The organism is Streptomyces adustus (genome assembly GCF_009377175.1).
Classification (GTDB): domain Bacteria; phylum Actinomycetota; class Actinomycetes; order Streptomycetales; family Streptomycetaceae; genus Streptomyces; species Streptomyces adustus.
The window spans coordinates 39,400-58,597 of sequence record NZ_VJZD01000014.1; the positions used below are offsets into that span (position 1 = coordinate 39,400).

The following is a 19,198-nucleotide window of genomic DNA, read 5'->3' on the forward strand; positions in this document are numbered from 1 at the left end:
CACGTAGACAAGGCCGGGACCCAGCTTACGCGGCTGGGCCCCGGCCCTCTCCGTGAGGTACGCCCTGCGGGTCAGCCGAGCAGCTGGCTCTGGAGGGCGACGGTCTGCTGGAAGGGGACGGCGCCGGCGCCGCCCTTGCGGGACTGGACGATCAGCGCGAAGACGTCCCCCGCGGACACATAGGCCTCGCGGACCTGTTCGGGCCCGTACGGCTTCTGCTCCCGGTACACCTGACGCTCGACCCCCGACACCGCGGCCCGGTCGGGGAAGTCCTCGTCGTACACGGACGTGCTGTCGCCCTGCACCTGGTGCTTCGGGTTGCTGAACGGGACGGCCTCACCCGCGTAGAGCTTGTCCGCGACCGCGGCCGTGCCGAACTGGAGCAGGTAGATCCGGGTCCGGGTGCCGTCCGGGGTGGTCCAGCCGCGGGCCGCGATGTGCCGCAGACCGGAGTCGACGAGGGTCTGCCCCAGTTCCTGCCGGTCGTCCGCGACCGCGTACTCCGCCAGGTAGTCCTTGGTCGGCAGCCAGCCGTCCGCGCCGTTCAGCGCCTTGTCCGGCGTCGCTCCCTTCGGGGCGGGCAGGAGCAGGGCGCGCAGATCGGCGTAGTGGGCGTTGGCCTCGTTCGCCTCGGCGAACGGCGCGGGGCTGCCCGACGGCAGCGGCGCCCGGACGAGCGCGGGGAAGTCCCAGCGCCCGTCCGACTGCGTCGCCAGTCCCGGTACGTCCGTCCGTTCCATCCCCGTGATCCCGTACGCCGACGCCGAGGCGACGGCCGCGAAGACGCCGACGGCGGCGGTCCAGCGCAGGACGGCACGCAGGACACGGCGGTCCTTCGGGGACCGGACGCCCGCGCCGACGGGCTCGGGCTCGGGCTCGGTCGCGGTCGCGGTCGCGGTCGCGGTCGCGGCAAGCGTGTCGTCGGCGGGCGCGGACTCGGCCACCACGGACTCGGCGGGCGCGGGCTCGGCCGTGGTCGCGGGCGCGGGCTCGGCCACCACGGACTCGGCGGAGGCGGGCTCGGCGGGCGCGGGCACGGCCACCACGGACTCGGCGGGCGCGGGCTCGGCCACCACGGACTCGGCGGGCGCGGGCTCGGCCACCACGGACTCGGCGGGCGCGGGCTCGTTCGCGGGCTCGTTCATCTGCGCGTCCTCGGTCGATGCGGGTCCCGCGACCTGCTGCTGCTCTGTCATATCGCCTTCCCCGGCTCTGCGATGCGGTCGAGCTGGGTGCTCAGGAGCGCGGCCACGCCCTTGGCGTCGAGCGGCTTCACCCCGTCCGCCGTCACCGTGACCAGGACGTCCCCGACATAGCCGGAGCAGTACATCGAGTCGAGGTCGTCGTCGGCGCCCTTGGGCGGCAGGAAACACTTGGTGTCCTTGTGGCCCTTGATCTCCGGCCCCTTGCGGAAGACGTGCAGGGCGTCGAGGAACTCGTTCTGGAACGTCGACCGCTCCCGGACCGCGGCCTTGCTGTCCATCTGGGCCAGCACGATGCGCACGGTGAAGACGTCGTCGTTGTTGTACGGGTCGACCTTGTGGTTGTAGTAGCTGCGCATCGCCATGGCCGTGGTCGGCTGCTTGTCGATCTGCTTCTCCAGCCGCTTGCGCTGGGTGCGGGGCAGATCGCCCAGCGCCTGCTTGCGCAGGGCCGTGGCCTGGGCACCGCTGAGCTGGGCGTCGGCGCCGAACTCACCGATGTCGGGCCCCTTGCTCCAGCCGTCGGTGCCGTAGGGCACCAGCGTCGCGGCGAGACCGCGCTGGGCCGTCGTCTGCTTCTTCTCCGCCGGGGACTCCGGGAACTTCCAGACGGCGGCGCCCGCGTCACGGTCGGCGCCGTCCACGGTCACGACGGTGTAGCCCACCCCGGCGACGACGACACCGGCCAGCAGCACACAGCCCGCGACGGCGGCGATCCGCCCCTTGCGCAGACGTCTCCGGACGGGCGCGACCGCGGCCGGCTCGGTCGGCTGGGCCGGCTCGCTCGGCTCAGTCGGCTCAGTCGGCTCAGTCGGCTCGGTCGGCTCGGTCTCCTTCTCGCTCACAGCTGCTCCATCTGCCGCTTGGCCACATCTATGATCGTCTTCTTGGGGATCGGCTTGCTGTCGTAGATCCAGATCTCCATCGCGATGTCACCGCGCCAGGCGTGCGCCTCCGCGCTGTACAGCGGCAGGTAGCCGGGCTTGGTATCGGGCCGGTCGTGGACGTACGCCATGCCGTCCCCGGTGCCGGGGATGTTCCAGCTGTGGCTGTGGTCCTTCTCGTCCGCCCAGTACTGGGCGTCGCTGTTGGCGTCCTCGGCGCTGATGGAATCGACCTGGCGGAACTGGACCAGCTCGATCTCCACGCTGTACGTCCTGCCGACCTTCCAGGAGGTTTCGGCCGCGCGACGGAACTCCTCGCCGACCAGGTTGGGGAACGCCACGCGGGGCTTGTCGAAACGCTCCGCGTAGGCGGCCAGGTCGATCCAGCCGTCGTCGGGGACCCACTCGGCCTTCTTCGCGCCACGCGGCATCTTGAGCAGCAGTTTCCGCAGGTCGCCGCCGGTCTTCACCTGCCGGTCCTGGGCGGCCGACAGCGGCTCGGGCCCATCGCCCCTGCCCTGCGGCAGCGTCGGCTGGGAGAGCGGCGGCAGCTTCGTCGGCGCGCGGTCCGCCTGGACCAGGTAGCCACCGCAGGTGCCGGCCACCAGGCCGAGCACGGCGGCGCCGACGATCAGCAGCGCCGTACGCCCGCGGCGGCGCGGCCGGGGCGCCGCCGCATCGGGCGCGTCGGACGCCGCCGGCGCATCCGGCACATCCAGCGCCTCTGGCGCATCCGCTGCCTCTGGCGCAGTCAGCGCACCAGACGCATCGGGCACCACTTCAGGATCTTCCAAGACGTCCCCCACAGAACGCGAATTATCGATTCCATATACACGCTTCACAGGAGACTCACGGCGGCTGCGGGCCGTTGTAAGGAAGTTGATTACGATTCAAGCATGGCGAAGAAGCTCGTGATCAAGGTGACGGCGGGTGCCGACGCGCCCGAACGCTGCTCTCAGGCGTTCACGGTCGCGGCGGTGGCCGTGGCCAGCGGGGTCGAGGTCTCCCTGTGGCTGACCGGCGAGTCCTCGTGGTTCGCGCTGCCCGGGCGGGCGGCCGAGTTCGAACTGCCGCACGCGGCGCCGCTGCCGGACCTGATCGACGCGATCCTGGCCGGCGGCCGGCTGACCCTGTGCACCCAGTGCGCGGCCCGCCGGGACATCACGGAGAAGGACGTCATCGAGGGCGTACGGATCGCGGGCGCGCAGGTGTTCGTGCAGGAGGCGCTGGGCGACGAGACGCAGGCGCTCGTCTACTGACGCACCAAGGGCGACGGCCGGACGGACCCTACGCCACCCACAGACAGAACGGGTGTCCGGCCGGGTCGAGGAGCACCCGTACGTCGTCCTGCGGCTGGTACTCGGCCAGTACGGCCCCCGCCGAGACGGCCCGGGCCGTCTCGGCGGCGAGGTCGTCCACCTCGATGTCCAGATGCAGCATCATCCGCTGCTCGCCGGGCCCGGGCGCGGGCCAGACGGGCGGGACGTGGTCCGGCTCGGTCTGGAGGGCCAGGGCGATGCCCGGCGTGCCCGGCGGCGGGCCGATGAGCACCCAGTCGGGTTCCTCGGCGCGCACCTCGTACCCGAGCAGCCGTAGGTAGAACCCGGCCAGTTCATGTGCGTCGGAGGTGTCCAGCACGACGGTCGACAGCCTGGTGGGAGACATGCCGGTCTTCCTACCGGGGCGGGCTTCTCCCCGTCCAGCTACCGGGGCCGCTTCTTCCCGTCCAGTTCGTCCCACCACTCGTCGGACTGGCGGTCGCCCGAGGGGTCGTCCCACCAGCGGTCCTCGGGGCCGCGGCGGTTCGCCACCATCGCGGCGAGCGGCGGGATGACCATGGCCACGACGCACATGCCCACGGCCACCGGTATCGACCACAGGCGTACGACCGCCCACGCCAGGACGAAGAGGCCGATGCAGAACCCCATCATGGCGAAGTAGACGTGCCGCCGCCGCGCGTACATACCTCCAGCGTAGGACCGCGCACCTGGGACCGCGCCCGACCGTGCACGCCGAAGGGCCGCATCCCAGGCGTCCAACCCGCGGGATGCGGCCCTTCGGTGGTCCACCGCGTCGCTCAGACCGCGATCGCGACCTCGGCTAGGCCACCCTGCTCGGCGACGACCGTGCGGTCGGCGCTGGCGCCGGGGACGAGGGCACGCAGCGTCCAGGTGCCCTCGGCCGCGTAGAAACGGAACTGGCCCGTCGCCGAGGTCGGGACCTCGGCGGTGAACTCGCCGGTCGAGTCCAGCAGGCGGACGTAGCCGACCACGGGCTCGCCGTCCTTCGTCACCTGGCCCTGGATCGTGGTCTCACCGGGCTTGATCGTCGAGGCGTCCGGGCCGCCGGCCTTCGCTCCACACATGTCGTACTCCTGAAGGGGGTGATGAACGGTCGGGCGGATTGCTTACTTGTTGGCGCCGAGCTCGATCGGCACACCCACGAGGGAGCCGTACTCGGTCCACGAGCCGTCGTAGTTCTTGACGTTCTCGACACCGAGCAGCTCGTGCAGGACGAACCAGGTCAGGGCCGAGCGCTCGCCGATCCGGCAGTAGGCGATGGTGTCCTTGGCCAGGTCCACCTGCTCGTCGGCGTACAGCTCCTTGAGGGCGTCGTCCGACTTGAAGGTGCCGTCGTCGTTGGCGTTCTTCGACCACGGGATGTTGCGGGCGGTCGGGACGTGGCCCGGGCGCTGCGACTGCTCCTGCGGCAGGTGCGCCGGGGCGAGCAGCTTGCCGGAGAACTCGTCGGGCGAGCGGACGTCGACCAGGTTCTGCGTGCCGATGGCCGCCACGACGTCGTCGCGGAAGGCGCGGATGGCCTTGTTCTGGGGCTTGGCCTGGTAGGAGGTCTCGGTGCGCTCGGGCACCTCCGAGACCAGCTCGCGGGCGTCCAGCTCCCACTTCTTGCGGCCGCCGTCGAGGAGCTTGACGTTCTCGTGGCCGTACAGCTTGAAGTACCAGTAGGCGTAGGACGCGAACCAGTTGTTGTTGCCGCCGTAGAGGATCACCAGGGTGTCGTTGGCGATGCCCTTGGCCGACAGGAGCTTCTCGAAGCCCTCCTGGTCGACGAAGTCACGGCGGACCGGGTCCTGGAGGTCCTTGGTCCAGTCGATCCGGATCGCGTTCTTGATGTGGTTCTTCTCGTACGCGGACGTGTCCTCGTCGACCTCGACGATGGCGATCGCCGGGTTGTCCAGGTTGTCCTGGACCCAGTCGGCGTCGACCAGGACCTCGCTGCGGCGGCTCATGCTCTTTCTCCTCCGGGCAGTTGCGGCGGGCGTGCAAGTGAGAGGGGTGCGCACACGAAAAAGGGGGGCGCACGGATGCCCAGGCCAGGGCAGGGGGATGTGGAAGTCGGTGCTTCCGCTCAGAAGGGGCGACAGAGCATGGCGGCGACGCGGCACAGGTCTACTGCCCGCCGCTTCGTGAGGTCCGCCTGTCGCTTCATGGACTCGATCGTAGGGACGGACCGCCCGGCATGTCACCGGTGTGTCGTATTTTGAGACGCGATCGTCCACATTGTGGGACGAGAGAGGCGCCCGGACTGCCGTGGCACGGCTTCCGGGCGCCTGCGTGTGCTGCCGCTCCTACCCCGCGGACCGGGGCGTCTCGCCTGTCGGACGGCTGACGTCCGACTGACGTCCTCCTACCCGGCCAGCCTGACGTTCGAACCCTGCACCGAGATCTCCACCCCGGTGCTCGTCGGCTCGACCTTGTCCAGCCGGACACCGCCCGGCAGGTCCTGAATGGCCTGCTGGAAGTCGGTGATCGAACGGACCGACTTCTCCGCGAGGCCGGCGCCGAGCTGGCCGGGCATCGAGTCCGCGCGCACCTGCACGCTGTCGCCCTTGACCGTGACCGTGCTGAGCACGGGCACCGGGTGGGGCAGCTTGACGCCGAGGAGGGTCGCGTCGACCATCACCTTGATCTTGCCGTTGCCGCCGTCGGACAGCCCCACGACCTGGGCGCTCACCCCGGGCCCGACCTCGGTGGGCTCGGACTTGGCGGCCTTGAGCAGCTCGTCGTAGGAGATGGTCGCGGTGCCGGTGGCGGTGGCCGCGGTGGCGGAGCTGTAGTCGCCCGAGAAGGCGACACCCTTCATGTGCGCCTTCAGATCGTCGATACGGATCTTCTCGGAGCCGGTGCCCGCGGCCGCTTCGTAGTCCTTGATGCCGATCTCGACGTCGTCCAGTTCGCCGCCCGCGACCTGGGTGAGGAACGGGAAGCCGTTGATGGAGACGTCCGGGGTGGCGGCCAGCCCCTCGCTCGTTCTCAGCTTGTCCGCCACCTCGCCCTCGGCGAAGTGCGCGGCGACCCGGTCCACGACGACGAAGAGCACACCCAGGATCACGACGAGGACCAGAAGTATTCGCAGCGCACGCATTCGGCGTTTCCCCCACCTTGACGGTCGGTCAACAAGGACGAGAGCCACGGTAGCCCCGACCCGTGGGACCGTCGCCGAATTGTCGATCACCTGTGACATGCCACGGACGCCGCATCGTCCTGCGGAAACGGGCCGGGGGCGGCCCGGGAACGGCCTGAACCGTCCCCGGCCGCCCCCGGCCCGTCTTCCTCGATCTCTTCTAGCCCAGCGCGCGGCCCAGTACGTAGACCGCCGGCGCCGCAGCCGCCAGCGGCAGGGCCACGCCCGCCGTGAAGTGCACGAACCGCGACGGGTAGTCGTAGCTGGCGACCCGGTGGCCGATCAGCGCGCAGACCGCGGCACCGGCGCCGAGCAGCGCCCCCTTCGCACCGAGGTCCGTCATCCCGCCGACCGCGACACCGGCGCCCGCCGCGGCCAGCAGCGACGCCGCCACCGAGGCCGGGGTCGGCAGCGGCAGCGCACGGGCCAGGACCGCCACCGCCACCGCGACGGCGCCGACCGACACCACGTCCGCCTCGGCGGCGAGGTACCCGGTCGCCACGATGGCCAACGCGGCCGAGGCGACGCCCGCCATCAGGCCGTACATCCGCTCGTCCGGTTCGGCGTGCGAGCGCAGGCCCAGGACGAGGCAGAGCAGCACCCACACGCCGAGGGTGCCGAGGATCGCGGCGGGCCCGTGCTCACGGCCGGCCGCGAAGACCGCCGCGTCCGAGACCAGCGCGCCCAGGAAGGCGAGCGCGATGCCCTGCCGGGCCGGCCACATCCCGTTCAGCCGGAACCAGCCCGCCGCGGTGACGGCCTGGAGGGCGACGAGCGGGACGAGCAGCGCGTACGAGCCGACGGCCGCCGCGCCCGAGAGCAGCAGGCCGAGCAGCGCGGTGAGCGCGGCGGGCTGCATCCCGGGCTCGATGACCGGGGAACGGCCTTCCATGCGGGCGCGCTGGGCGTCGGTGACGCGGGCGTTGCCCGCGAGGGTGGCGGGACCGTAGGAGGGTCCTCCCGCCGCGCCGCCGTCGCCTTCACCGGCGGTGGGCCGGGCGGCGGGCTCGGCCGCGGTCGGGGCGGCGGTCCGAGGGGCCTGCCCGGCGGCGGACCACCCGCCCGCCGACGGCTCCTGGTAGCCCTGCTGCGGCTGCGCCTGTCCCTGATGGCCCTGGGGCGCCTGCCCGACCGGCGGCAGGTACGACGTCTCCGCCACGGGTGCCGCGGGGACCGGGGGCTGCGTCCGGGTCTCCCAGGTCTGCCCCTGCCACTGCTGGGTGTGCTGCTGGTCGTCGTACGGGTGGGGCTGGTGCTGCTGCCCCGACCAGGCCTGCTGCGGCTGGTGTGCCTGCTGGGAGGGGTGCTGCTGCTGGTGCGGCTGCTGCGCGTACGGGGTGTAGCCCTCGTACGGGGCCCCCTCGCGGGGCTCGTACGGCTGGTTGGTCATCGGTGGGGTCATCCTCCTGCGAACGGCGGGAGCACCTCGACCGTGCCGCCCTCGGCCAGCCGTACCGTCTCATGCCCGCGGGTGCCGACGGGATCCCCGTCGACGAGGAACGAACATCGTCGCAGGACACGCGTCAGTTCGCCGGGGTGTCGCTCCCGGACGGCGTCGAGCGCCCCGGCGAGCGTGGCCGCGTCGTACGGCTCCTCGGCGACCCCGGCCGCGGCCTTGGCGGCGGCCCAGTAGCGCACCGTGCCCTTTGCCATCTCGTCCCTCGAGTCGGTTCGGCTGTGAACACGATCAGGCTAGGCCCTGCCGTCAAATTCCCGCCCGCCGTGCGACGCCCGGTACGGGTGCCGCGGCCCAGCGGCCGATCCGGTGCAGCAGCTCGTCGGCCGCCGCGTGCTCGGCATGGCCCATGCCGGGCTCCAGCCAGAGCTCTCCGTGCTCGCCGGCGGCCGCGGCCAGCATCCGGGGGTGGTCGACGGGGAAGTAGCCGTCCCGGTCGCCGTGCACGATCAGCAGCGGCCGGGGCGCGATCCGCGGCACCGCCTCCACCGGGGACAGCGGCACCGGGTCCCAGTCGCGGTGGTGGATCCGGGTGCGCAGACCGTAGCGGCAGACCAGACGGCCCTCGGGCCGGGTCACCAGCCAGTGCACCCGCCGCATGAGGACCGTGCCCCGGTAGTACCAGCGGGCCGGGCCGCTGACCGAGACGACGGCGTCCGTGCCCCCCTCGTACTCCGGGCCGTACAGCGCCGCGTGCCGCAGCACCACCGAGCCGCCCATGGAGAAGCCGACGGTGACCACGCGCGTGTGCCCGAGCCCGCGGGCCCACTCCACCGCGGCCGCCAGGTCGAGCACCTCCCGGTCCCCCACCGTGGACCGTCCGCCCGAGGCTCCGTGGCCGCGGAAGGAGAACGTGACGACGGCTCCGTACCGGGTGAACGCCTTCGCCACCCGGCGAACATGTGGCCGGTCCGCGGCGCCGGTGAACCCGTGCGCCACGACGAACACGAGGTCATCGGCGGGCGGCGGACCCTCTTCGTATACAACTGCGGCCGGGTCGTATACGGAATCGATCGTCACACCGTCGACGGTGTGTAGAAACGTCCGCAATGGTGCACGTCTGCACGTCTCGGCATTCGGACGAACGGTGGAACCCGCCTCATGACCTGCCGGACTGATGCTCATGTGGGCTATTCTGCTGGACAGAGGACTCGGGCAGTGAAGCCCCCGAGTCCTTTTGTGCTTTCAGGCGCTTTGTATGCAAAGCGGGAAACCGCAGGCGTACAGGGCCTTCGGCACACCTCGACTCCCTGGAGTCGTGGCGGGTCCCAGAGGAGCGGGAGCCGCACAGTAGGAGGCAGTGCCGCAAACGTCCTCGCAGGGACCGAGGAGGAACGAGACGTTATGGGCGAGCGAACCTTGCACGAACATGTGACGACGACCCAGGCAGGTGGCGTGCGATGAGTTCTCTGCTGCTCCTGACCAATGCCCTTCAGCCGTCGACGGAGGTGCTTCCCGCTCTCGGCCTGCTGCTGCACAACGTGCGAGTGGCCCCGGCGGAAGGCCCCGCCCTGGTCGACACCCCGGGCGCCGACGTCATCCTGATCGACGGACGACGAGACCTCCCCCAGGTCCGCAGCCTGTGTCAGCTGCTGCGGTCCACGGGGCCCGGCTGCCCGCTCGTCCTCGTGGTCACCGAGGGCGGCCTCGCGGCCGTGACGGCCGACTGGGGCATCGACGACGTGCTCCTCGACACCGCCGGGCCGGCGGAGGTCGAGGCGCGGCTGCGGCTGGCCATGGGCCGGCAGCAGATCGTCAACGACGACTCCCCGATGGAGATCCGCAACGGCGACCTGTCGGTCGACGAGGCGACGTACTCCGCCAAGCTCAAGGGGCGCGTGCTCGACCTCACCTTCAAGGAGTTCGAGCTCCTGAAGTACCTGGCGCAGCACCCGGGCCGGGTGTTCACCCGCGCACAGCTGCTCCAGGAGGTCTGGGGGTACGACTACTTCGGTGGCACCCGGACCGTCGACGTGCACGTACGGCGGCTGCGCGCCAAGCTCGGCCCCGAGCACGAGTCGCTGATCGGAACCGTCCGCAACGTCGGTTATCGATTCGTGACTCCCGAGAAGGGCGACCGCTCCTCGGACGAGGCGAAGGCCAAGGCGGCCAAGCCAAAGCCGGAGGATGCGGACGAGACGGCCGCCCTGGACGGCACCGTGGTCGGCGCGGAGGCGTAGCGGGCGCTCGGGCGGGGTGTCCGGGGCGTCGCACGCGCGCGACCAAGCTCTGATACGCCCTGCCCAGCACGGATCCATCCGCGTAGACTCCGCGCGTGGCCAAGGTGACTCGGGATGATGTGGCGCGACTGGCGGGGACTTCCACCGCGGTGGTCAGTTACGTCATCAACAACGGACCCCGGCCGGTTGCCCCGGCCACGCGCGAGCGTGTCCTCGCCGCCATCAAGGAACTGGGCTACCGGCCCGACCGGGTGGCCCAGGCGATGGCGTCCCGACGCACCGACCTCATAGGCCTGATCGTGCCCGACGCGCGCCAGCCGTTCTTCGCGGAGATGGCGCACGCGGTCGAGCAGGCCGCCTCCGAGCGCGGGAAGATGGTGCTCGTCGGCAACTCCGACTACATCGGTGAGCGCGAGGTCCACTATCTGCGGGCCTTCCTCGGGATGCGCGTCTCCGGCCTGATCCTCGTCAGCCACGCGCTCAACGACCTGGCCGCCGCCGAGATCGAGGCCTGGGACGCCCGGGTGGTCCTGCTGCACGAGCGGCCCGAGGCGATCGACGACGTCGCCGTCGTCCTGGACGACCTGGGCGGTGCCCAGCACGTCGTACGCCACCTGCTGGACCACGGCTACGAGTACGTGGCCTGCATGGGCGGCACCGCGGAGACCCCCTCGGTCGGCGACCCCGTCTCCGACCACGTCGAGGGCTGGCGGCGCGCCATGGACGAGGCCGGGATATCGACGGAGGGACGGCTCTTCGAGGCGCCGTACAACCGCTACGACGCCTACAAGGTCGCCCTCGACATCCTGTCCGGCCCCCGGCGGCCCCCCGCGGTCTTCTGCTCCACCGACGACCAGGCGATCGGCCTGCTGCGGGCGGCGCGGGAGCTGCGGCTGGACGTGCCGGGAGAGCTGGCGGTGGCCGGCTTCGACGACATCAAGGAAGCGGCGCTGGCGGATCCGCCGCTGACCACGATCGCCTCGGACCGCTCGGCCATGGCCCGGGCGGCGGTGGACCTGGTGCTGGACGACGGGCTGCGCGTCGCGGGCTCGCGCCGGGAGCGGCTGAAGGTGTTCCCCTCGAAGCTGGTCGCCCGCAGGTCCTGCGGCTGCGAGTGAGTTCCGGCACGTCCGGCGCGCCTGGTCCGGGGCCTTTCTGAGACTGTCCTGAGAGGCCTCGCCCAGCCGCGGGAACCCGCTTTATATCGGGCATACGAGGTTCTACCCGCCTTCTCAGGGAGCACTCAGGAAGCTCTCATCGTGGAGCGGGAAGCTCTCCTCATGACCGAGAGCTTCCGCCGCAGCGGCGAGTACGAGAACCCCTACCAGGGCGACCAGCAGCAGCCGGCGTACCCCCAGCAGCAGCACGCCTCCTCTCCCGTGGACCCGGAGTGGCCGCCTCCGCCGGCCTACCGGCCCGCCCAGCCGTCGGCCGAACCGGTGACGGTGGAGCCCGGCACCACGGTGTGGCCGGCCCAGGCCTCCTCGGCGACCGCGCCGGGCGCGCCGGTCGACTTCGCCGGTTTCGCGGCGGACGGCTCCGGTTCCGGCGCCGGCCACGGAGGCGACACCGCTCTCCTGGCCGCCGTACCCGCCGGGCCCGCGCCGCGCAGGCAGCGCAACCGCGGCACGGTCGCCCTGCTCGCCGCCGTGGCGATCATCGCCGCGGCCGTGGGCGGCGGCACGGCCTACGGCATCCAGGAGCTCACCGGCAAGGACTCGGTCGCCTCCAGCTCCACCAGCACCAACGTGGTGCCCTCCGCCAAGAAGGGCACGGTCTCCGGGGTCGCCGCGGCGGTCAGCCCGAGCATCGTCGAGGTCAAGGCCACGCTCAGCAACGGCTCCTCGACGGGCTCCGGGGTGATCATCACCAGTGACGGCGAGATCGTCACCAACAACCACGTCATCTCCGGCGCCTCGACGATCAAGGTGTCGACGAGCGACGGCAAGGAGTACACCGCCAAGGTCGTCGGTACCGACAGCAAGAAGGACCTCGCCCTGATCAAGCTGGAGAACGCCTCCGGCCTGACGGTGGCGACCCTCGGCAACTCCGACGGGGTCCAGGTCGGCGACGAGGTCGTGGCGATCGGTTCCCCCGAGGGCCTGACGGGCACCGTCACCAGCGGCATCGTCTCGGCCCTGAACCGGGACGTGACCGTCTCCACCGACGAGAGCCAGAGCCAGCAGGGACAGGGCGGCGGCAACGGCCAGTGGCCGTTCGAGTTCGGCGGCCGCCAGTTCAACGGCGACACCGGCACCTCGACGACGACCTACAAGGCGCTCCAGACGGACGCCTCGCTCAACCCCGGCAACTCCGGCGGCGCGCTGATCGACATGAACGGCAACATCATCGGCATCAACTCCGCCATGTACTCGGCCGCGGACTCCACGTCCTCGTCCAGCGCCGGCAGCGTCGGTCTCGGCTTCGCCATCCCGATCAACACGGTCAAGGCCGACCTGGCCGACCTGCGGGCGGGCGGCTCCGACAGCTGACCCGGCCCGCCGCACACGCAAGGGAGTACGTCATGATCAAGCAGGTTTCGCACCCGGTGGCCGGCATCGACGCGGCCGGTTTCGCCCTGGCCCTCGAAGTGGCGTACGAGCTGAACGCACCGTCGGCGCCGACGCTGCGGGCGCCCGAGGTGGCCCCGCAGCTGATGGGTCTGCGTGTCCCCGCGGACCGTCCGCACCGCCGCAAGGTGCCGCTGAAGCGGCTGACCGCGGTCCGCGGCTGAGCGTGGCCGGTCCGGCCCGCCGCCCGCTTCCTCGACACCCCGGCCGGGAAACATGCGAGGCTGAACGCGGTAGCGCCGAATCGGACCGATCACACCGATCACACCGATCAGCCCGATCAGCCCGGTCGGCCCGCAGACGTCCCACCGCATCCTCCGAGGAACCCCGCCCATGAGCTCCGCCGAAGGCGACCGTGACACCCAGCGCATCCTGATCGTCGACGACGAGCCGGCGGTGCGCGAAGCACTCCAGCGCAGCCTCGCCTTCGAGGGGTACGCCACAGAAGTCGCCGTGGACGGTGCGGACGCCCTGGAGAAGGCCGCCGCGTACCGGCCCGACCTGGTCGTCCTCGACGTCCAGATGCCCCGGATGGACGGTCTGACCGCGGCCCGTCGCATCCGCGGCGCCGGCGACACCACGCCCATCCTGATGCTGACGGCCCGTGACACGGTCGGCGACCGGGTCACCGGGCTCGACGCGGGCGCCGACGACTACCTGGTCAAGCCCTTCGAACTGGACGAGCTGTTCGCCCGGGTCCGGGCGCTGCTGCGGCGCAGTTCGTACGCGTCCGCGACGGCCGACCCGGACCAGGCGGACGAGGCGCTCACCTTCGCCGACCTGCGCATGGACCTGGCCACCCGGGAGGTGACCCGGGCGGGCCGCCCCGTGGAGCTGACCCGCACCGAGTTCACGCTGCTGGAGATGTTCATGGCGCACCCGCGCCAGGTCCTGACCCGTGAGCAGATCCTCAAGGCGGTCTGGGGCTTCGACTTCGAGCCCTCCTCCAACTCCCTCGACGTCTACGTCATGTACCTGCGCCGCAAGACCGAGGCGGGCGGCGAGCCGCGCCTCGTGCACACGGTCCGCGGGGTCGGGTACGTGCTGCGCCAGGGCGGCGCGGAGTGAGCAGGCTGACCCGCCGGTTCCGGACGCTGCCGATCCGGGCCCGGCTGTCGATGCTGGTCGCCGCGGCGGTGGCGTTCGCGGTGGCGGCGGTCTCGGTGACGTGCTGGTTCATCGTGCAGCGGAAACTGTACGAACAGGTGAACGACGACCTCAGGAAGATGGCGCAGCCCGCGCGGTACAACCAGGTCACGGACCTCCTCGCGGCCTGTCCCCATACCGACGACTCCGACCAGACCGGCCCGAACGACCAGGGCGGCATCAACGGCCTGCGCACCCAGAGCAGCTACATCCAGCTGGTCAAGGCGGACGGCACGCCCTGTGTCTCCTCGAACTCCGTGGGCACCGTCAAGGTCACCCGCGCCGACACGGACGTGATCAAGAACTCTGCCAACAGCAGGGGGCTCGTCCACGACGGGATCATCCGCAACGGCACCGACACCGACGGCAATACCGTACGCGTGCTCACCACACCGCTGCTCGTCACCCAGGGCATCGGCCCGCCCCAGCTCTACCCCGACACCGCGCTGCTCATCGCGGTGCCCCTGAAGAGCACCGAGTCCACCCTCAACGACCTCGCCCTCATCCTCCTTCTGGTCTCCGGCATCGGAGTGATCGGCGCCGGGGCCGCCGGCCTCGCCGTCGCCCGTGCGGGGCTGCGCCCGGTCGACGAGCTCACCGAGACGGTCGAGCATGTCGCCCGTACCGAGGACCTCAGCGTCCGCATCCCGGTCGAGGACGACAGCGACGACGAGATCGCCCGGCTCTCCCGCTCCTTCAACTCGATGACCTCCTCGCTGGCCAGCTCCCGCGAGCTCCAGCAGCAGCTCATCGCGGACGCCGGGCACGAGCTGCGCACGCCCCTCACCTCCCTGCGCACCAACATCGAGCTGCTCACCCGCAGCGAGGAGACCGGCCGCCCCCTGCCGGAGGCGGACCGCAAGGCGCTGCTGGCCTCGGTGAAGGCGCAGATGACGGAACTGGCGTCGCTGATCGGCGACCTCCAGGAGCTGTCCCGGTCGGAGGGCCAGCAGGGCGAGCGCGTCCAGGTGGTCTCGCTGGAGGACACCGTCGAGGCCGCCCTGCGCCGCGCCCGGCTGCGCGGCCCGGAGCTGACGATCAAGTCCTCCGTGGACCCCTGGTACGTACGGGCGGAACCGACGGCGCTGGAGCGGGCGGTGGTCAACGTCCTCGACAACGCGGTGAAGTTCAGCCCCGAGGGCGGCACGATCGAGGTACGGCTCAGCGAGGGCGTCCTGACGGTCCGCGACCACGGCCCCGGCATCCCCGCCGAGGAACTCCCGCACGTCTTCGACCGCTTCTGGCGCTCCCCGAGCGCTCGTGCGCTGCCCGGCTCCGGCCTGGGTCTGTCGATCGTCGCGCGCACCGTGCAGCAGGCCGGCGGCGAGGTGAGTCTGACCCGCGCGGCGGGCGGCGGAACCGTCGCGACGCTCCGACTGCCCGGCTCGAAGACACCGCCCCCCGAACTCCCGTAGCGGCGAGCGGCCTTCGAGGAATTTTCCGGGGTCCCCCGATCGGCGCATCCGAACAGTCCGGTCCTACGATGTGCTGCCTGAGGGGGAGGCTTCGTGAGCGTCGATGCGCACACCGGGGAAAACGGCTTCGAGCGGGAATACAGGCGCCGACGATGGCCCGTGTCCCGGGCGCGGTTGGTCTTCCTGGCCGTCATCACCGTGAATGCCGTGTTCCAGACGAGCCGGGACGGCGACTTCATGCCGCGCTGGGGCAGGGCCGTGTACGTGGCCCTGATGGTGGCGATCGTGGGCTGGGCCTGGCTTCAGCACGCCCGGGGGCGCACCCGGGTGGGAGCCGACGGGATCACCGTGCGCGGCGCGCTGCGGGAGCGGCATGTGCCCTGGTCGGACATCTACGACATCCGCGCGGAGCCGTTCCGCAACCGCCGCCTGGACGGGCCCCTGCTGTTCGCCTACCTCTACCGTCACGACGGCCGGCGCACGCCGCTCCGGCAGATGGACGACTGGCAGGTGGCGGACTTCGCCGCCGAGTTTGAGGAGTTGCGTGGGACCGCGGTCCGGCACCGCGCGACGGCCTGGGAGCGGCGGCCGGAGACCGAGGAGCTGATACGGCTGCGGGCCGGGCGCCGCCGGGCTTGGGAGCATTCGGTCACCGGTGCGCTGATCGCCCTGGCGGCCATGTTCCCGGTGATGATCGTGCGGGTGGTGATCGGGGCTGCGGTGCATCCGTTCCTGCTGTTCGTCTGTGTTCCCGCGGCCGTGTTCGCCGTCGTGGCCGTGGTGCAGCGCCGACGCTGGAGGTCCCTGGTGCCCGCGTACATGTGCGAGCCGTAGCCGTGAGACGCGGACACGAGAGCCGCGAGACGCAGATGCGAGACGCGGACGCAGGACGAGGGGCCCGGGACGTACGCGCGGCGTACGTCCCGGGCCCCTCGGGGAACAGGCGGACCTACTGGACGATCGTGATCCGGTTGGTGGCCGGCGGCGCCAGCGGGGCCGCCGCCGACGAGTTGGCCGTCAGGTACCGCACCAGCGCCTCCAGGTCGTCGACGCCGACGACGTCGTTCGTGCCCAGGCCCAGCGTGGTGAAGCCGTCGCCGCCGCCCGCGAGGAAGCTGTTCGTCGCGACACGGTAGGTGGCCGCCGGGTCGATGGCGACGCCGTTCAGCCGGATGGAGTCGGTGACGACGCGGTCGGCTCCGGACTTCGTCAGGTCCAGCGTGTACGTCAGGTTCGCCGAAGGCTGGAGGATCTTGGGCGCGGCCGCGTTGGAGCCGCTGACCTGCTCCTTCAGCACCTGGATGAGCTGGGCGCCGGTGAAGTCCTGGAGGTTCACCGTGTTGGCGAACGGCTGCACCGTGAAGCCCTCGGCGTACGTCACCACGCCGTCGCCCTCGCTGCCCTTGGCCGCGTAGGTGAGACCGGCGCGGACCCCGCCCGGGTTCATCAGCGCCAGGGCCGTCTTCGGGTCCAGCTCCTTGCCGTACGCCAGCTGCGCGTCCGCGATCAGGTCGCCCATCGGGGACTCGGTGCCGGTGCTGTTGACGTCGGCGGAGATGTAGCCGATCGCCCGGTTGCCGATCGGGGCGGCCAGGGTGTTCCACTTGCTGATCAGCGCGGTCATGTCGGCCGCCTTGGCGACGTCACGGGTGACCACGCGGTTCGCGGACCTCACGGACGTACGGGCGATGTCGCCGGTGAAGCGGTCGTACGTGAGCGTGGTGTCCGTGTAGAGGCGGCCGAAGGACGCGGCCGAGGTGACCATGCGCGGCTTGCCCGACGGGTCGGGGATGGTGCACACGTAGGCCGCGTGGGTGTGGCCGGTGACCAGCGCGTCGACCTTCGGCGTGATGTTCTTGGCGATGTCGACGATCGGGCCGGAGATGCCGTCGCCCGCGCCCGGCGAGTCGCAGTTGTAGTTGTACGAGCCCGAGGCCGGCAGTCCGCCCTCGTGGATCAGCGCGACGATCGACTTCACGCCCTGCTTGTCCAGCACCTTGGCGTACTTGTTGATCGTCTCGACCTCGTCCTGGAACTTGAGGCCCTTCACCCCTTCGGCGGAGACGATGTTCGGAGTGCCCTCCAGGGTCACACCGATGAAGCCGATCTTGACGCCGTTCTTCTTCCACACCGTGTACGGCTTGAGGATCGGCTTGCCGGTCTTCTCGTCGAGGACGTTCGCCGCGAGGTAGGGGAAGTCGGCACCCTTGAACTTCTTGTCCGTGTAGCAGCCGGCCGTCGGGTGGCAGCCGCCGTTCTGGAGCCGGGCCAGTTCCTTGGCCCCCTCGTCGAACTCGTGGTTGCCGACGGAGGTGACGTCCAGGTCGAGCTTGTTCAGCGCCTCGATGGTGGGCTCGTCGTGGAACAGGCCCGAGATCAGCGGGGACGCGCCGACCATGTCGCCGCCGGCCGCGGTGATCGAGTACGAGTGGCCCTTGCGGGCCTCGCGCAGATGCGTCGCGAGGTACTCCACGCCGCCCGCGTCGATGGTCTTCGTCGTGCCGTCGGCCTGGAGTTCGGTGACCCGGCCGGAGGAACCCGACGGCGGTTCGAGGTTGCCGTGCAGGTCGTTGAAGGACAGCAGCTGGACGTCCTGGTAGCGGGCCGGCCGCGGATGACCGTGCCCGCCGTTGTCGTGCGCGTCCGCCGGCAGCGCGGCGGCCAGTGCGCCGGCCGTGGCGAGACCCGCTGCGGCCGCGAGAACCCGGAACGTACGACGTCTGCGGCCGGGATTCGACGGTGATGTGGCTGGCATGCGCCCCCCTGAGGCTGATGGCGTCCACGTGGCCAGTGTGGCCCCATGGGTCTGCTGAAGGTGTGCCCGTCCGGCGCAGCCTAAGGTCAACGCGCGTAGCACGACAGGGGTTTCATGGTTACATCCAGGTTTCCCTTTGCCTCCGTCTTGCCCCCTTCTTGCCACCACTTTGCGGGACAATCCGCTTACCCTCGTACGCATGACCAGCGACGACATCGCACGGCCCCCCGGCGCCCGATCCATCGAGACCCTCTCCGCGCTCTCCGCGGAACAGACCGAGGCCGTGCTCGCACTGCTCGCGGAGGCCGCCCACACCGACGGCCAACAGGCGGTGTCCGAGCAGGGCCGGCTGCAACTGCGCGGCGGAGCCCGCGAAGGGGTCTCCCATCTGTTGCTGACCACGGGAGGCGAACTCCTCGGCTACGCGCAGCTGGAGGACACCGACCCGGTGGAGGCGCCGGCCGCCGAGATGGTCGTGCACCCCGCGCACCGCGGGCACGGGCACGGTCGGGCGCTGGGCTCCGCGCTGCTCGCCGCCTCCGGCAAGCGGCTGCGGGTGTGGGCGCACGGCGGCCACTCCGCGGCCCGGCATCTGGCCCAGGTCCTCGGCCTCACGCTGTTCCGCGAACTGCGCCAGATGCGAAGGCCGTTGGCCGGGCTCGACCTGCCCGACCCGGTGCTGCCCGAGGGCGTGAGCGTGCGCGCCTTCGAGCCGGGCGCCGATGACGCGGCCTGGCTCGCCGCGAACGCCGCCGCGTTCGCCCACCACCCCGAACAGGGCTCCCTCACCCAGCGCGACCTCGACGACCGCAAGGCCGAGGCGTGGTTCGACCCCGCGGGCTTCTTCCTCGCCTTCCGCGAGGACCGGCTGATCGGCTTCCACTGGACCAAGGTGCACGCCGAGGAGGGGATCGGCGAGGTCTACGTCCTCGGGGTCGCCCCCGGCGCGCAGGGCGGCGGCCTCGGCAAGGCCCTCACCACGATCGGCCTGCGTCATCTCGCCGCGCAGGCGCTGCCGACGGCGATGCTCTACGTCGATGCCGACAACAAGGCGGCGGTGTCCGTCTACGAGCGGCTGGGATTCCTCACCTACGAGACGGACCTGATGTACCGCACGGAGACCTGAGCGGCCGCCACCGGTCCCCGCCCGGGGATCCGAGCGGCC

General features: G+C 71.2%; 22 protein-coding genes. 9 read left to right on the plus strand and 13 right to left on the minus strand.

The genetic code is table 11. From position 1 onward, the window contains the following. Window positions 1-71 precede the first annotated feature (71 nt). Genes FNH09_RS05655 through FNH09_RS05665 form a run of 3 tightly spaced genes read right to left on the minus strand, consistent with a single transcriptional unit; the run spans window position 72 to window position 2,799 of the window. A complete protein-coding gene (locus tag FNH09_RS05655; RefSeq protein WP_338017482.1) occupies window positions 72-1,196 on the minus strand; it encodes a hypothetical protein in 1,125 nt (374 codons plus the stop codon). Further along, the gene (locus FNH09_RS05660; protein WP_338017483.1) at window positions 1,193-2,047 is read right to left on the minus strand and encodes a hypothetical protein; all 855 of its coding nucleotides are present in this window, start codon (window positions 2,045-2,047) and stop codon (window positions 1,193-1,195) included. The genes FNH09_RS05655 and FNH09_RS05660 overlap by 4 nt, the downstream gene beginning before the upstream one ends. Then, window positions 2,044-2,799: a hypothetical protein gene (locus FNH09_RS05665; protein WP_162468160.1), complete on the minus strand. Its 756-nt coding sequence runs from the start codon at window positions 2,797-2,799 to the stop codon at window positions 2,044-2,046. The genes FNH09_RS05660 and FNH09_RS05665 overlap by 4 nt, the downstream gene beginning before the upstream one ends. Before the next feature lie 183 nt (window positions 2,800-2,982). Between FNH09_RS05665 and FNH09_RS05675 the strand changes: the two genes are divergently transcribed. Then, window positions 2,983-3,345, plus strand: coding sequence for a DsrE family protein (locus FNH09_RS05675; RefSeq protein ID WP_152885621.1), 363 nt, complete (start codon window positions 2,983-2,985; stop codon window positions 3,343-3,345). 28 nt (window positions 3,346-3,373) lie between these two features. Here the strand turns inward: FNH09_RS05675 and FNH09_RS05680 are convergent, their stop codons facing one another. From FNH09_RS05680 to FNH09_RS05715, 9 genes are all read right to left on the minus strand, one after another. Beyond that, the gene (locus FNH09_RS05680; RefSeq protein ID WP_152885622.1) at window positions 3,374-3,751 is read right to left on the minus strand and encodes a VOC family protein; all 378 of its coding nucleotides are present in this window, start codon (window positions 3,749-3,751) and stop codon (window positions 3,374-3,376) included. A 38-nt stretch (window positions 3,752-3,789) separates the two neighbouring features. After that, window positions 3,790-4,050, minus strand: coding sequence for a DUF3099 domain-containing protein (locus FNH09_RS05685; protein WP_152885623.1), 261 nt, complete (start codon window positions 4,048-4,050; stop codon window positions 3,790-3,792). A 113-nt stretch (window positions 4,051-4,163) separates the two neighbouring features. Then, window positions 4,164-4,451: a DUF1416 domain-containing protein gene (locus FNH09_RS05690; RefSeq protein ID WP_152885624.1), complete on the minus strand. Its 288-nt coding sequence runs from the start codon at window positions 4,449-4,451 to the stop codon at window positions 4,164-4,166. A gap of 42 nt (window positions 4,452-4,493) precedes the next feature. Beyond that, entirely contained in the window at window positions 4,494-5,336 is an 843-nt protein-coding gene (locus FNH09_RS05695; RefSeq protein ID WP_152885625.1) for a sulfurtransferase, read from the minus strand. Window positions 5,337-5,455: 119 nt separating this feature from the next. After that, window positions 5,456-5,536 carry an Ms5788A family Cys-rich leader peptide gene (locus FNH09_RS50040; protein WP_350751515.1) on the minus strand — a complete coding sequence of 27 codons (81 nt, stop codon included), beginning with the start codon at window positions 5,534-5,536 and terminating at the stop codon, window positions 5,456-5,458. A 198-nt stretch (window positions 5,537-5,734) separates the two neighbouring features. Further along, a complete protein-coding gene (locus tag FNH09_RS05700) occupies window positions 5,735-6,472 on the minus strand; it encodes an LmeA family phospholipid-binding protein (protein ID WP_152885626.1) in 738 nt (245 codons plus the stop codon). 199 nt (window positions 6,473-6,671) lie between these two features. After that, window positions 6,672-7,901, minus strand: a complete 1,230-nt coding sequence (locus FNH09_RS05705; protein ID WP_152885627.1) for a hypothetical protein — start codon at window positions 7,899-7,901, stop codon at window positions 6,672-6,674. Window positions 7,902-7,909: 8 nt separating this feature from the next. Further along, on the minus strand, window positions 7,910-8,164 hold the full coding sequence (locus FNH09_RS05710) for a MoaD/ThiS family protein (RefSeq protein ID WP_152885628.1): 255 nt from the start codon (window positions 8,162-8,164) through the stop codon (window positions 7,910-7,912). A gap of 52 nt (window positions 8,165-8,216) precedes the next feature. After that, entirely contained in the window at window positions 8,217-9,092 is an 876-nt protein-coding gene (locus FNH09_RS05715; protein ID WP_152885629.1) for an alpha/beta hydrolase, read from the minus strand. 275 nt (window positions 9,093-9,367) lie between these two features. Between FNH09_RS05715 and FNH09_RS05720 the strand changes: the two genes are divergently transcribed. From FNH09_RS05720 to FNH09_RS05750, 7 genes are all read left to right on the plus strand, one after another. Then, on the plus strand, window positions 9,368-10,147 hold the full coding sequence (locus FNH09_RS05720; protein WP_152885630.1) for a winged helix-turn-helix transcriptional regulator: 780 nt from the start codon (window positions 9,368-9,370) through the stop codon (window positions 10,145-10,147). Window positions 10,148-10,242: 95 nt separating this feature from the next. Continuing rightward, entirely contained in the window at window positions 10,243-11,265 is a 1,023-nt protein-coding gene (locus FNH09_RS05725; RefSeq protein ID WP_162468161.1) for a substrate-binding domain-containing protein, read from the plus strand. A 162-nt stretch (window positions 11,266-11,427) separates the two neighbouring features. After that, window positions 11,428-12,639: a S1C family serine protease gene (locus FNH09_RS05730; protein WP_152885631.1), complete on the plus strand. Its 1,212-nt coding sequence runs from the start codon at window positions 11,428-11,430 to the stop codon at window positions 12,637-12,639. Between the two features lie 32 nt (window positions 12,640-12,671). Further along, a complete protein-coding gene (locus tag FNH09_RS05735) occupies window positions 12,672-12,881 on the plus strand; it encodes a hypothetical protein (RefSeq protein ID WP_152885632.1) in 210 nt (69 codons plus the stop codon). Window positions 12,882-13,050: 169 nt separating this feature from the next. Further along, a complete protein-coding gene (locus FNH09_RS05740) occupies window positions 13,051-13,785 on the plus strand; it encodes a response regulator transcription factor (RefSeq protein WP_152885633.1) in 735 nt (244 codons plus the stop codon). A gap of 50 nt (window positions 13,786-13,835) precedes the next feature. Beyond that, window positions 13,836-15,278: a sensor histidine kinase gene (locus FNH09_RS05745; RefSeq protein WP_152885656.1), complete on the plus strand. Its 1,443-nt coding sequence runs from the start codon at window positions 13,836-13,838 to the stop codon at window positions 15,276-15,278. A 207-nt stretch (window positions 15,279-15,485) separates the two neighbouring features. Beyond that, entirely contained in the window at window positions 15,486-16,112 is a 627-nt protein-coding gene (locus FNH09_RS05750) for a PH domain-containing protein (protein WP_152885634.1), read from the plus strand. A gap of 115 nt (window positions 16,113-16,227) precedes the next feature. Here the strand turns inward: FNH09_RS05750 and FNH09_RS05755 are convergent, their stop codons facing one another. Beyond that, the gene (locus FNH09_RS05755; protein WP_152885635.1) at window positions 16,228-18,033 is read right to left on the minus strand and encodes a bifunctional metallophosphatase/5'-nucleotidase; all 1,806 of its coding nucleotides are present in this window, start codon (window positions 18,031-18,033) and stop codon (window positions 16,228-16,230) included. A gap of 199 nt (window positions 18,034-18,232) precedes the next feature. On the opposite strand from FNH09_RS05755, the gene mshD reads away from it, so the two are divergent. Further along, window positions 18,233-19,159, plus strand: coding sequence for a mycothiol synthase (mshD, locus tag FNH09_RS05760; RefSeq protein WP_152885636.1), 927 nt, complete (start codon window positions 18,233-18,235; stop codon window positions 19,157-19,159). Window positions 19,160-19,198 lie beyond the last annotated feature (39 nt).

Coding starts and splice junctions, on each gene's coding strand:
- FNH09_RS05655 (WP_338017482.1), bottom strand. CDS start 1,196: ATGACAGAGCAGCAGCAGGTCGCGGGACCCGCATCGACCGAGGACGCG.
- FNH09_RS05675 (WP_152885621.1), top strand. CDS start 2,983: ATGGCGAAGAAGCTCGTGATCAAGGTGACGGCGGGTGCCGACGCGCCC.
- FNH09_RS05680 (WP_152885622.1), bottom strand. CDS start 3,751: ATGTCTCCCACCAGGCTGTCGACCGTCGTGCTGGACACCTCCGACGCA.
- FNH09_RS05685 (WP_152885623.1), bottom strand. CDS start 4,050: ATGTACGCGCGGCGGCGGCACGTCTACTTCGCCATGATGGGGTTCTGC.
- FNH09_RS05690 (WP_152885624.1), bottom strand. CDS start 4,451: ATGTGTGGAGCGAAGGCCGGCGGCCCGGACGCCTCGACGATCAAGCCC.
- FNH09_RS05695 (WP_152885625.1), bottom strand. CDS start 5,336: ATGAGCCGCCGCAGCGAGGTCCTGGTCGACGCCGACTGGGTCCAGGAC.
- FNH09_RS50040 (WP_350751515.1), bottom strand. CDS start 5,536: ATGAAGCGACAGGCGGACCTCACGAAGCGGCGGGCAGTAGACCTGTGC.
- FNH09_RS05700 (WP_152885626.1), bottom strand. CDS start 6,472: ATGCGTGCGCTGCGAATACTTCTGGTCCTCGTCGTGATCCTGGGTGTG.
- FNH09_RS05705 (WP_152885627.1), bottom strand. CDS start 7,901: ATGACCAACCAGCCGTACGAGCCCCGCGAGGGGGCCCCGTACGAGGGC.
- FNH09_RS05710 (WP_152885628.1), bottom strand. CDS start 8,164: ATGGCAAAGGGCACGGTGCGCTACTGGGCCGCCGCCAAGGCCGCGGCC.
- FNH09_RS05715 (WP_152885629.1), bottom strand. CDS start 9,092: ATGAGCATCAGTCCGGCAGGTCATGAGGCGGGTTCCACCGTTCGTCCG.
- FNH09_RS05720 (WP_152885630.1), top strand. CDS start 9,368: ATGAGTTCTCTGCTGCTCCTGACCAATGCCCTTCAGCCGTCGACGGAG.
- FNH09_RS05730 (WP_152885631.1), top strand. CDS start 11,428: ATGACCGAGAGCTTCCGCCGCAGCGGCGAGTACGAGAACCCCTACCAG.
- FNH09_RS05735 (WP_152885632.1), top strand. CDS start 12,672: ATGATCAAGCAGGTTTCGCACCCGGTGGCCGGCATCGACGCGGCCGGT.
- FNH09_RS05740 (WP_152885633.1), top strand. CDS start 13,051: ATGAGCTCCGCCGAAGGCGACCGTGACACCCAGCGCATCCTGATCGTC.
- FNH09_RS05745 (WP_152885656.1), top strand. CDS start 13,836: ATGCTGGTCGCCGCGGCGGTGGCGTTCGCGGTGGCGGCGGTCTCGGTG.
- FNH09_RS05755 (WP_152885635.1), bottom strand. CDS start 18,033: ATGCCAGCCACATCACCGTCGAATCCCGGCCGCAGACGTCGTACGTTC.
- mshD (WP_152885636.1), top strand. CDS start 18,233: ATGACCAGCGACGACATCGCACGGCCCCCCGGCGCCCGATCCATCGAG.